This window comes from Streptomyces sp. NPDC045026, from assembly GCF_056432625.1.
This window is the reverse complement of sequence record NZ_JBWKIS010000004.1, coordinates 382,433-394,331: the sequence shown is the minus strand read 5'-3', so window position 1 is coordinate 394,331 and position 11,899 is coordinate 382,433. Positions and strand designations below refer to the sequence as shown.

General features: G+C 70.7%; 11 protein-coding genes. 5 read left to right on the top strand and 6 right to left on the bottom strand.

Annotation, left to right across the window (positions count from 1 at the left end; all coding sequences use genetic code 11):
- Positions 1 to 432, top strand: coding sequence for a DUF742 domain-containing protein (locus AC07EJ_RS12305; protein ID WP_389476757.1), 432 nt, complete (start codon positions 1 to 3; stop codon positions 430 to 432).
- Positions 413 to 1,069, top strand: a complete 657-nt coding sequence (locus tag AC07EJ_RS12300) for a GTP-binding protein (protein ID WP_389476755.1) — start codon at positions 413 to 415, stop codon at positions 1,067 to 1,069. Before AC07EJ_RS12305 ends, AC07EJ_RS12300 begins: the two co-directional genes overlap by 20 nt.
- A 22-nt stretch (positions 1,070 to 1,091) precedes the next feature.
- On the opposite strand, the gene AC07EJ_RS12295 is transcribed toward AC07EJ_RS12300, so the two are convergent.
- A complete protein-coding gene (locus tag AC07EJ_RS12295; protein WP_116500197.1) occupies positions 1,092 to 1,520 on the bottom strand; it encodes a PPOX class F420-dependent oxidoreductase in 429 nt (142 codons plus the stop codon).
- A gap of 93 nt (positions 1,521 to 1,613) precedes the next feature.
- Between AC07EJ_RS12295 and AC07EJ_RS12290 the strand changes: the two genes are divergently transcribed.
- Both AC07EJ_RS12290 and AC07EJ_RS12285 read left to right on the top strand, forming a co-directional pair.
- Complete coding sequence (locus tag AC07EJ_RS12290) at positions 1,614 to 2,012, top strand: roadblock/LC7 domain-containing protein (protein WP_389476753.1); 399 nt, start codon at positions 1,614 to 1,616, stop codon at positions 2,010 to 2,012.
- 110 nt (positions 2,013 to 2,122) lie between these two features.
- Positions 2,123 to 3,115 carry a DUF6397 family protein gene (locus AC07EJ_RS12285; RefSeq protein WP_389476752.1) on the top strand — a complete coding sequence of 331 codons (993 nt, stop codon included), beginning with the start codon at positions 2,123 to 2,125 and terminating at the stop codon, positions 3,113 to 3,115.
- Positions 3,116 to 3,156: 41 nt separating this feature from the next.
- On the opposite strand, the gene AC07EJ_RS12280 is transcribed toward AC07EJ_RS12285, so the two are convergent.
- The 3 genes from AC07EJ_RS12280 to AC07EJ_RS12270 form a co-directional block, all read right to left on the bottom strand.
- Positions 3,157 to 3,660, bottom strand: a complete 504-nt coding sequence (locus AC07EJ_RS12280; protein WP_389476750.1) for a tetratricopeptide repeat protein — start codon at positions 3,658 to 3,660, stop codon at positions 3,157 to 3,159.
- Entirely contained in the window at positions 3,657 to 4,529 is an 873-nt protein-coding gene (locus AC07EJ_RS12275) for an acyl-CoA thioesterase (RefSeq protein WP_389476748.1), read from the bottom strand. The genes AC07EJ_RS12280 and AC07EJ_RS12275 overlap by 4 nt, the downstream gene beginning before the upstream one ends.
- Before the next feature lie 67 nt (positions 4,530 to 4,596).
- Positions 4,597 to 7,269, bottom strand: coding sequence for a DEAD/DEAH box helicase (locus AC07EJ_RS12270; RefSeq protein ID WP_389476746.1), 2,673 nt, complete (start codon positions 7,267 to 7,269; stop codon positions 4,597 to 4,599).
- On the opposite strand from AC07EJ_RS12270, the gene AC07EJ_RS12265 reads away from it, so the two are divergent.
- Positions 7,268 to 8,062 carry a metal-dependent hydrolase gene (locus tag AC07EJ_RS12265; RefSeq protein ID WP_389476744.1) on the top strand — a complete coding sequence of 265 codons (795 nt, stop codon included), beginning with the start codon at positions 7,268 to 7,270 and terminating at the stop codon, positions 8,060 to 8,062. The genes AC07EJ_RS12270 and AC07EJ_RS12265 overlap by 2 nt on opposite strands.
- A gap of 47 nt (positions 8,063 to 8,109) precedes the next feature.
- Here AC07EJ_RS12265 and AC07EJ_RS12260 read toward each other — a convergent pair whose 3' ends face one another.
- Positions 8,110 to 9,900, bottom strand: coding sequence for an ABC transporter ATP-binding protein (locus tag AC07EJ_RS12260; RefSeq protein WP_389476742.1), 1,791 nt, complete (start codon positions 9,898 to 9,900; stop codon positions 8,110 to 8,112).
- Positions 9,897 to 11,873: an ABC transporter transmembrane domain-containing protein gene (locus AC07EJ_RS12255; RefSeq protein ID WP_478884175.1), complete on the bottom strand. Its 1,977-nt coding sequence runs from the start codon at positions 11,871 to 11,873 to the stop codon at positions 9,897 to 9,899. Before AC07EJ_RS12255 ends, AC07EJ_RS12260 begins: the two co-directional genes overlap by 4 nt.
- Positions 11,874 to 11,899 lie beyond the last annotated feature (26 nt).

Below are 11,899 nucleotides of genomic sequence, written 5' to 3'. Positions count from 1 at the left end.
ATGAACGATCACGGGCACAGGGACGACGAGGGACGGGGCAGCCCGGACCGGTCGGGCAGCCAGTGGTACGACAACGAGGCCGGCCCGCTGGTCCGCCCGTACGCGATGACCGGTGGGCGCACGTCACCCGGTCCGAGAGGGGTGCGCTTCGACCTGATCGCACTCGTCAAGCTCGACGACGCCGCACCCGGCAAGGACGACGACACGGCGCTCGGGCCCGAACACAGGGCGCTCATCGAGTTGTGCCGCACCGAGACGCAGTCGGTCGCAGAACTCGCCGCGGGCACCGACCTCCCCGCAGGGGTGGTCAGGGTGCTCCTGGGAGACCTTCTCGACATGGGCTGCGTCAAGGTCAGCCGGCCCGTGCCGCCCGCACAGCTACCCGACGAAAAGATCTTGAGGGAAGTCATCGATGGCCTCCGAGCACTTTGAAGAGACGAACGCCGGCAACGGAGACAACGCAGACCACGCAGAAAATTCCGCAAACACTGATAACGACAACACGGCCCTGGCTTTGAAGATTCTGGTCGCGGGCGGATTCGGGGTCGGCAAGACCACCCTGGTCGGCGCCGTCAGCGAAATCCGGCCACTGCGCACCGAGGAACTGCTCAGCGAACTGGGCCAAAACGTGGACGACATCGGAGCCGTGGAGCGCAAGACCACGACGACCGTCGCCATGGACTTCGGCCGCATCACCATCCGGTCCGGCCTCTCGCTCTACCTGTTCGGAACGCCCGGGCAGGACCGTTTCTGGTTCCTCTGGGACGAACTGTCGCAGGGCGCGCTGGGCGCCGTCGTCCTCGCGGACACCCGACGGCTCGAGGACAGCTTTCCCGCCGTGGACTACTTCGAGCACCGCCGCATCCCGTTCGTCGTGGCGGTCAACTGCTTCACGAGCGCGCGTACTTACGGGGCCCACGACGTGTCACGCGCCCTCGATCTCGACCGCGGGACGCCGGTGGTGCTGTGCGACGCCCGCGACCGCGACTCGGGAAAGGAGGTGCTGATCCGGCTCGTCGAGTACGCCGGGCGGATGCACACCGCCCGGCTCCTCGACTCCGTGAGCTGAGGTGAGGTGAGGTGCGCCGTCGTCAGTCGGCGAGCCCGGCCAGGGCCACGACCTTCTCGATCCGCACGCGCACGAGGAGCTCACCGGGCACGCCGTTGCGCTCGCCGAACTCCTGGGCGCGGTCCTCGCCCATGTAACGCGCACCGATCCTGGTGGCCGAGTCCCGCAACTGCCCCAGGTCCTCGATGAGTTCGGCGCGCCCCTCGATCACGGTGAAGGAGAACGGCGGCCGCTCGTCGTCCACGCACAGGGCCACCCGGTTGTCCCTGGCGAGATTGCGGCCCTTCACGGTGTCCTTGCCGGTGTTGAACAGGAGGTCCTCGCCGTCGAGAACGAACCAGACGGGCGCGATGTGCGGGCTGCCGTCGGGCCGCACGGTGGACAGCTTGGCGGTACGGGTCCCCTCGGAGACGAACGCCCGCCATTCCTCATCGGTCATCTTGTGTGCCATGGGGTCATCCTGCTTGCCGAGACGCCGAGCGTGGGTAAGGCTGGCGAGACAGATCCTCCGGGTGGAGCGATCGGGAATGGGGGAGACGGGATCATGGCGGACAACGAGGGGCTCGGCTGGCTGCTGGACGACCTGACGGAGCGTGTCGAACATGTGCGCCACGCTCTTGTCCTGTCCAACGACGGTCTGGTCACCGGGGCGAGCAGCGATCTGAGGCGGGAGGACGCCGAACATCTGGCGGCCGTGTCGTCCGGTCTGCACAGCCTCGCCAAGGGATCCGGGCGGCACTTCGGCGCCGGCGGCGTCCGGCAGACGATGGTCGAGTTCGATGACGCCGTCCTTTTCGTGACGGCGGCGGGCGACGGCAGCTGCCTGTGCGTCCTCAGCTCGGCCGAGGCCGACATCGGTCAGGTCGCGTACGAGATGACGCTGCTCGTCAATCGGGTCGGCGAGCATCTCGGCGTGGGAGCCCGCCGAGCAGACGGCTTCTGACCTGCATAAACGCCAGGCGCGCCAGAGTTATCCACAGGCTCAGCGGCGCGGGCGGGTTTCGGGCTACGGTTTTTCCCGGGAGCGATCACGACTCACGGGGGAGATCAGACATGGATGGCAACACCATCACCACACCGGCCACACCAGCCACGCGGGTGCACGCCGCGTCGCTTGCGCAGAGCCGGGCTGCTCGCGAACTAGGGCTGAAACGGGGCGAGTTCGAGCTGGCCGTAAGGCTCGGACGGGTCCGCACCGTAGCGGCCGACGGCGGCGGGCGCCGCCGCGTCGCCCGCGAGGAGGTCGAGCGGGTGCGTGACACCGTGGGCTTCCCCGACACGCTGCGAGAGCACGTCCGGGCCGTGGGGACCACGGAAGGCGCGGGCCTCATGGACATCACCACGGCCAGGTTCACCCGGCTCGCCCGCGCGGGGATGCTGACACCCGTCCGCTTCTACCTGAACCGTTACCGGGCCGTGGTCTGGCTCTATCTCGCGGAAGAGCTGCGGGAGTTCGCGGCGGCCGAGGTCAACGCACCACTGATGACGGGACGCGCACCCGACCGGATGCGCGCCCGCCTCGACGCGGGGATCGACCTGCGGCCCCGGAACTGGCGGTCGCGACACGCGGGCCATCTGCTTGGGCAGAGCGGCGACGCATGGGAGCGAGCCGCTGCAGTCGCGTCCCTGCTGGACCCGGTGACGGTCTTCGAGCTCGTCAAGTGCCCTTACGAGCGCGGCTATCTGAGCAAACTGCGGCCCGAGTCGACGGGACACGGGGCGCCCGACTCGCCATCGGCACGCATCGCCGAGCGGATCATGACGGCGGACGACCCGCACGAGATCAGCTGGCTCAGGGCGAGCCTGCTGCTCAGCCTGGCGGAGGCGCGACGCCGACGGCCCGCACCGCGCCCGACCGCGGGCTTCTCCGGCGCCGCACGTCAGGCGCCCGGCGAGACGGCGACGAACTCGGCCGCGCTGCTCCCGGCGGAGCCGGATGTGGCGCTGGTGAGCGCGAAGGGAACGGGACAACAGAGCCCGGCCGACACCGAGCCGCACCGCCCCGCGCGCGGACTGCTCGGCTGGCTCCGCCGCAGAGGATCCTGAACAGGGCCTGGAGCAAAGGCAGTTCGCAAGATTCGGATCGCCTAATCGACAGCGTCGAGATCCTCGGCATAGTGCTCGAGGGCCGGCCGGTACGCGACGAGGTCCGGGTCGCCGCTCGTCTGCGCGAGGACCGTGAGCAGCAGCCGCATCCCGTCGTGCGCGCGGCCCACGTTGTACAGGGCCATGGCCAGGAACGTCTTGAGGGCGTTGTCCTCGGGGAACTCGGCGCCGCCGCCGCTCAGCGTGGCAACCGCCTCCGGGTAGCGGCCGAGGGTGCGGTAGGTGCTGCCCAGACCGAGCAGAGCGCCCCGCCGGGCTTCCCCGGTCAGGCCGGAGCCGGCGATTGCCCGCACGTAGTACGGGACGGCATCGGCTTCGAGCCCGAGGGTGTCGTGGACCCAGGCCGTCTGGTACGCGACCTCGGCGTCGCCGGGGAACCGGGCGGACAGCGCTACGAGCAGCTCGCGGGCCTCTTCGCGCAGGCCGTCCTCGCGCAGCCGCACGGCCCGCGCGAGCGACGCGTCCCGGTCGTCGGCGCCGGTCATTCCCCGAGCTTGCGGAAGAGGCCCTCTTGCACCACGGACACGAGGAGGTGTCCGTCGGCGTCGTAGATCCGGCCGCGCGCCAGACCTCGGCCGCCCGTCGCGATCGGGGACTCCTGGTCGTACAGGAACCACTCGTCCGCACGGAAGGGACGGTGGAACCACATGGCGTGGTCGAGCGAGGCCATGTCGAAACCGCGCTGCCCCCACAGGGGTTCCACGGGGATGCGCACGGCATCGAGGAGGGTCATGTCGCTCGCGTACGTGAGCGCGCAGGTGTGCACGAGCGGGTCGTCGCCGAGGGGCCCGACCGCGCGCATCCAGACCGCGCTGCGCGGCTCGGCGCGCTCGATGTCCTCGGGGGACCAGCGCAGCCGGTCCACGTAGCGGATGTCGAAGGGCTGGCGCCGCGCCATGAGTTCCAACGCGTCGGGCAGTGTGCCCAGATGAGCACTCACCTCGTCGGCGATCGTCGGCAGGGACTCCGGATCGGGAACCTCGCGCGCCGGCGGCAGCTGGTGCTCGAAGCTCCCGTCCTCGGGCTTGTGGAAGGAGGCGGTCAGATTGAAGATCGTGCGGCCCTGCTGCACGGCGGTGACGCGGCGCGTCGTGAACGACCGGCCGTCGCGGACCCGTTCGACCTGGTACACGATGGGCACGCCGGGACGGCCCGGGCGCAGGAAGTACGCGTGCAGCGAGTGCACGGGCCGGTCGCCCTCGGTGGTGCGGCCCGCGGCGACGAGCGCCTGGCCGGCCACCTGGCCGCCGAATACCCGCTGCAGGGACTCCTGCGGGCTGCGGCCCCGGAAGATGTTGACCTCGATCTGCTCCAGGTCGAGCAGGTCGACGAGCCGCTCAGCTGGATTCGTCATGGAGTGTTCTCTCATCTCTGCGCCGCGCTCCGAGCGCTGCGTCCGGGGTCCGCGACCGGGTCAGGACCTACAGCTGGCCGACATCCGTGACACGGATGACCGCACGGCCCTCCGCGTCGGACGCCTCAAGATCGACCTCGGCGCTGATGCCCCAGTCGTGATCGCCGTTCGGATCGGCGAACGTCTGGCGCACCCGCCACAGGCCGTGCGCGGCGTCCTCCTCGATCCGCAGCAGCTTCGGCCCGCGGGCGTCGGGACCGGTGCCGAGATCTTCGTACTCGTCCCAGTACTTGTCCATGGCCTCACCCCAGGCGTCCGCGTCCCACCCGGCGTCGGCGTCCAGCTCGCCCAGTTCATCGACGTTGTCGAGGGCGGCCAGCTCGACCCGGCGGAACATGGCGTTGCGGACGAGCACACGGAACGCGCGCGCGTTCGCCGTGACCGGCTTGACCTGGTCGGCCTTCTCCTGGGCCTCCTCGGCCGTCATGACCTCGGGGTTGGCGAGCTGTTCCCACTCGTCGAGGAGACTGGAGTCGACCTGTCGGACCATCTCGCCCAGCCAGGCGATCAGATCCTCGAGGTCCTCGGACTTGAGGTCGTCGGGCACCGTGTGCTCAAGGGTCTTGTACGCGCCGGCGAGGTAGCGCAGCACGATGCCCTCGGTGCGGGCGAGCTCGTAGAAGGACACGAACTCCGTGAACGTCATGGCCCGTTCGTACATGTCCCGGATCACGGACTTCGGCGACAGCGGGTGGTCACCCACCCACGGGTGGCTCCGGCGGTACACGTCGTACGCGTGGAAGAGCAGCTCCTCCAGGGGCTTCGGGTACGTGACGTCCTGGAGCCGCTCCATGCGGTCCTCGTACTCGACGCCGTCGGACTTCATCGCCGCGACGGCCTCGCCGCGCGCCTTGTTCTGCTGGGCGGCGAGGATCTGCCGCGGGTCGTCGAGCGTCGACTCCACGACGGACACCATGTCCAGCGCGTACGACGGCGAGTCGGGGTCGAGCAGGTCGAAGGAGGCGAGGGCGAACGTCGACAGCGGCTGGTTGAGCGCGAAGTCCTGTTGCAGATCGACCGTCAGACGCACGATCCGGCCCGTGGAGTCGGGCTCGTCGAGCTTCTCGACGATGCCGCCGTCGAGGAGCGAACGGTAGATGGCGATCGCGCGGCGGATGTGCCGCAGCTGCTGCTTGCGCGGCTCGTGGTTGTCCTCGAGGAGGTGACGCATGGCCTCGAAGGCGTTGCCGGGCCGGGCGATGACCGCGAGCAGCATCATGTGCGTCACCCGGAAGCGGGACGTCAGCGGCTCGGGATCGGAGCCGATCAGCTTCTCGAAGGTGTTCTCGGTCCAGGCGACGAACCCCTCGGGCGCCTTCTTGCGGACCACCTTGCGGCGCTTCTTCGGGTCGTCGCCCGCCTTCGTGAGCGCCTTCTCGTTCTCGATGACGTGCTCGGGCGCCTGCGCCACGACGAGGCCCGCCGTGTCGAAGCCGGCCCGCCCGGCGCGCCCCGCGATCTGGTGGAACTCCCGAGCGCGCAGCGTCCGCACCCGCGTCCCGTCGTACTTCGTCAGGGCGGTGAACAGGACTGTGCGGATGGGCACGTTGACCCCCACGCCCAGCGTGTCCGTGCCGCAGATGACCTTCAAAAGGCCGGCCTGCGCGAGCTTCTCCACCAGCCGCCGGTACTTGGGCAGCATGCCCGCGTGGTGCACGCCGATCCCGTGCCGCACGTAGCGCGACAGATTGCGGCCGAACTTGGTGGTGAAGCGGAAGTTGCCGATCAGGTCGGCGATCTTCTCCTTCTCCTCGCGCGTGCACATGTTGATGCTCATGAGTGCCTGCGCGCGCTCCACGGCCTGCGCCTGCGTGAAGTGCACGATGTACACCGGGGCCTGCCGGGTCTCGAGCAGCTCGGTCAGCGTCTCCGTGAGCGGCGTGAGCCGGTACTCGTAGGAAAGGGGAACCGGGCGCGTCGCGGAGCGGACCACCGACGTGGGTCGGCCGGTGCGCCGCGTCAGGTCCTTCTCGAACATCGCGACGTCGCCGAGCGTCGCCGACATCAGGATGAACTGCACCTGGGGGAGTTCGAGCAGCGGAATCTGCCAGGCCCAGCCGCGGTCGCCCTCCGCGTAGAAGTGGAACTCGTCCATCACGACCTGGCCGATGTCGGCCCTAGCCCCGTCGCGCAGCGCGATGGACGCGAGGATCTCGGCGGTGCAGCAGATCACGGGGGCATCGGCGTTGACGGACGCGTCACCCGTGAGCATGCCGACGTTCTCCGTGCCGAAGAGCTTGCACAGCTCGAAGAACTTCTCGGAGACCAGCGCCTTGATCGGTGCCGTGTAGAAGGTGACCTCGTCCCGCGCGAGCGCCGCGAAGTGCGCACCGGCGGCGATCATGCTCTTGCCGGACCCGGTGGGCGTCGAGACGATCACGTTCGCCCCCGACACCACCTCGATCAGCGCCTCCTCCTGGTGGGGATAGAGGGTGATCCCGCGCTCCTCGGCCCACGACTCGAAAGCCTCGTAGAGGGCGTCGGGGTCGGCGGTCCTGGGCAGCTGATCGATAAGGGTCACGCCCCCATCTTGCCTGCCTTCCGACCCGATCCGGCAATCGGTTGCCTGTACGAAGATCACGAAAGGTACGCTGTGGCGCCGACGGAGCGTCAGGACGCGGTGGCCCGGGTGGGGACAACTGGGCACCGACACAAGTGGAATGGGGCGGAACACAGCCATGATGGGACCGGCACACTCGCTGTCAGGAGCAGCGGCCTGGCTGGGGGTGGGGGCGGCCGCAGCCGCCGCCGGTCACCCCATGCCCTGGCCCGTCGTGCTCGTCGGGGCACTGATCTGCGCGGGCGCAGCCCTCGCCCCCGACCTGGACCACAAGGCGGCCACCATCTCGCGGGCCTTCGGCCCGGTGTCGCGCGGCCTGTGCGAGATCGTCGACAAGCTGTCGTACGCGGTCTACAAGGCGACCCGCATGAAGGGCGACCCGCGCCGTTCCGGCGGACACCGCACCCTCACGCACACCTGGCTGTGGGCGGTTCTGATCGGCGCCGGCGCCTCGGCGGCGGCCATCTTCGGCGGGCGCTGGGCGGTCCTCGCCCTCCTCTTCGTCCACATGGTCCTCGCCATCGAGGGCCTGCTGTGGCGGGCGGCACGCGGCTCCAGCAGCGACGTCCTGGTGTGGCTGCTCGCCGGGACCAGTGCCTGGATACTCGCCGGAGTCCTCGACAAGCCGGGCAACGGCTCGGACTGGCTGTTCACACAGCCCGGCCAGGAGTACCTGTGGCTGGGCCTGCCCATCGTCCTGGGCGCCCTGGTCCACGACATCGGGGACGCGCTCACGGTCTCGGGCTGCCCGGTCCTGTGGCCCATCCCCATCGGCCGCAGGCGCTGGTACCCGATCGGCCCGCCCAAGATGATGCGCTTCCGCGCGGGAAGCTGGGTCGAGCTGAAGGTCCTGATGCCTGTGTTCATGCTGCTCGGCGGAGTGGGGTGCGCGGCCGCGCTCAACGTCATCTGAGCCGCCGCACGCCCCTGGGGGGTGTCCCCCTTGCCCCGCCCGAGCGATCACCCGTGCCAGGACCGCCACAACGCCGCGTATGCGCCGTCGGCCGCCACCAGCTGGTCATGGCTGCCGAGCTCGCTGATCCGGCCCTCCTCGACCACGGCGATCACATCCGCGTCGTGCGCGGTGTGCAGCCGGTGGGCGATGGCCACGACCGTGCGGCCGTCGAGGACCCTGCCGAGCGAACGCTCCAGGTTCCTGGCCGCCCGCGGATCGAGCAGCGAGGTCGCCTCGTCCAGGACCAGGGTGTGCGGATCGGCGAGGACCAGGCGCGCCAGGGCGACCTGCTGGGCCTGCGCCGGGGTCAGCGCCACCGCGCCGGAGCCGACCTCGGTGTCGAGGCCCCCGTCGAGCGCGCGCGCCCAGCCGTCCGCGTCGACCGCGCCGAGAGCCGCCCACAGCTCGGTGTCCTCGGCCCCGGTGCGCGCGAGGCGCAGATTGTCGCGCAGGGAGCCGACGAACACGTGGTGCTCCTGGTTGACCAGCGCCACGTGCGAGCGCACGCGCTCCGCGGGCATCCGGGAGAGCTCGGCGCCTCCCAGCGTGACCTGGCCGGTGCGCGGCGCGTAGATCCCGGCGAGGAGCCGGCCGAGCGTGGACTTGCCCGCACCGGAGGGTCCGACCAGCGCGAGCCGCGTACCGGGCCGCACATCGAGGGACACCTCGCGCAGCACGTCGACGCCCGCCCGGTACCCGAAGTGGACGTCGTCGGCCTGCACGTGCCGGCCGTCCGGCGCCACCGCGGCGTCACCCGCGTCCGGCTCGATGTCCCTGACCCCCACGAGCCGGGCCAGCGACACCTGGGCGCCCTGGAGCTCGTCGTACCAGCGCAGGATCAGGCCCACCGGGTCCACCAGCATCTGGGCGATCAGCGCGCCGGTCGTCAGCTGCCCGACGCCGATCCAGCCCTGGAGCGCGAAGACACCGCCGATCAGGAGCACCGCGCACAGGACGGTCACATGGGTGGCGCTGATGACCGGGAAGAACACCGACCGCAGATAGAGCGTGTAGCGCTCCCACGCCGTCCACTCCTTCACCCGTCGATCGGACATCGCCACGCGACGGTCACCGAGCCGGTGCGCCTCGATGGTGCGCCCGGCGTCGACGGTCTCCGCGAGGGCCGCCGCCACCGCGGCGTAGCCGGCGGCCTCCGAGCGGTAAGCGGACGGGGCCCGCTTGAAGTACCAGCGGCAGCCGACGACCAGCAGCGGTACCGCGACGAGTACCGCTGGTGCCAGCGGCGGAGCGGTCACGGCGAGACCGCCGAGGAGCAGCCCCACCCACACGACGCCGATGGACAGCTGGGGTACGGCCTCGCGCATCGCGTTGGCGAGCCGGTCGATGTCGGTGGTGATACGCGAAAGGAGATCGCCGGTACCGGCCCGTTCGAGCACGCCGGGCGGCAGGCCGACCGCTCGCACGAGGAAGTCCTCACGCAGGTCCGCGAGCATCCGCTCGCCGAGCATCGCGCCCCGCAGCCGCACCTGCCGCACGAACACGGCCTGGACGACGAGCGCGACGACGAACAGCGCGATGGTGCTGCCCAGATGCTCCACGCGCAGCCGGTCCGTGCCGTCCGAGACGTCCTGGACCAGAGCGCCGAGCAGGAAGGGGCCGACCATCGACGCCACGACGGCGATCGCGTTCACGCCGATGAGCAGCACGAACGCGCGGCGGTGCCGCTGATACAGCTCGCGGACGTAGGACCGCACGGTCGCCGGGGCGCCGACGGGCAGCGTGTTCGCCGTGGTCGGGGCCGCTGGGTCGTAGGCCGGTGGCGCCAGGCCGATCATGCCGTCTCCTCGATCTCGGTGAGTTCTTCGATGCCGGCGTCGCCGATGTCCGGTTCGCCGCGCAGAGAGGTGCCGCCGTTCTGGGACTGTGTTGCCGGCGCCGCCTCCTCGTCGGTCTCGCGGGTCACGACGGCCCGGTACCGGGGCTCGGTGAGCACCAGTTCCCGGTGCTCGCCGACTGCCGCGACCGTGCCGTCGTGGACCAGGACCACCCGGTCCGCGCGGTCGAGCAGCAGCGGGGACGAAGTGAGCACGACGGTCGTACGCCCACTGCGCAGCGCGCGTACGCCGTCGGCGATCCTGGCTTCGGTGTGGGAGTCGACGGCGGACGTCGGCTCGTCGAGGACCAGCGCCTCCGGGTCGGTGACCAGGGACCGCGCCAGCGCGAGCCGCTGCCGCTGGCCCCCGGAGAGGGAACGGCCGCGCTCGGTGATCCGCACGTTCATCGGGTCGTCGTCCAGCGACGCCTGCGACAGTGCGTCCAGCACGTCGGCGCACTGTGCCGCGGTCAGCGCCTCCTCGGGACGCACGGAGCCCGAGGACGGGACGTCGAACAGTTCGGCGAGCGTGCCGGACAGCAGCACGGGGTCCTTGTCCTGGACGAGGACGGCGGCGCGGGCCGTGTCCAGCGGCAGTTCGTCGAGGGGTACCCCACCGAGCAGCACGGAGGGCAGGGCGGTGACGGGGGCGGTCCGCTCATCGGGATCGCTCCCGGAGCCGGAGCTAGAGCCCGAGTCGGTCTCGGAGCCGGAGCCCGAGTCGGTCGTCTTGGGGCTGGTACCGGAACCCTTGTCCGGACCGGTCCCGGTGCCCGCGATCGTGGGGTGTCCCCCGAGACGGTCCGCGAGGCGGCCCGCGAGGTCCGGGTCGCCGCACACCACGGCGGTGAGCCGGCCCGCGGGCGCCAGCAGTCCCGTCACCGGGTCGTACAGGTCACCGGCCGGTGCCTCGGCGGCCCGGAGTCCGCCCGGCTCCGTGACCCGTTCGAGGGAGAGGACACGTGCCGCGCGCTGGGCCGAGGGGCGCGAGAAGGAGTACGCCATGGCGATCTCCGCGAAGTGCCGCAACGGGTAGTTGAGGATCATCACGGCGCTGTACACGGTGACGAGATCGCCGACGGTGATCCGGCCCTGGCGGGCAAGCTCGATGCCGTACCAGACGACAGCGATCAGCAGCAGGCCGGGCAGCAGCACCTGGACCGCGGAGATCAAGGACCACATGCGGGCGTTGTGGACGGCGGCTGTGCGGACCTCCTGGGAGGCGCGGCGATAGCGGTCGAGGAACAGTTCCTCGCCGCCGATGCCGCGCAGGACGCGCAGTCCCGCGACGGTGTCCGAGGCGAGTTCCGTGGCCCGGCCCGCCTTCTCACGCTGTTGGTCGGCACGGCGGGTGGCGCGGGGGAGGAGCGGCAGGACGGCGAGCGCGAGGACGGGCATGCCGATGGCGACGACGCTGCCGAGCGCCGGCTGGTAGAGGACGAGCCCCACGCAGACCACGACAACGGTGAGCGCGGCGGCGGCGAAGCGCGACAGCGCCTCGATGAACCAGCCGATTTTCTCGACATCGCCGGTGGAGACGGCGATGACCTCGCCGGCGGCGACCCGCCGCGTCAGTGCGGCGCCCAGGGCCGCCGTCCTGCGGGCGATGAGCTGCTGCACCCGGGCCGCCGAGGTGATCCAGTTGGTGACCGCCGTCCGGTGCAGCATCGTGTCGCCGAGGGCGAGCGCGGCGCCGAGGAGCAGGATCAGCCCGCCCGCGAGGGCGAGCCGCGAGCCGGAGCCGTCGACCACGGCCTGCACGGCGAAGCCGACACCGTAGGGAAGGGAGGCGACGGACAGGAAGTGCAGGAGCCCCCAGGCGAGGGACTTGAGCTGGCCGCCGAGCTGGTTCCGGCCCAGCCAGAACAGGAATCGGGGGCCCGAGCGGGCATCCGGCAGGCCCGGGTCGGGATACGGAAGATCGTGGATCTGCATGACGTCCCAGGGCTCGGAAGGGGAGA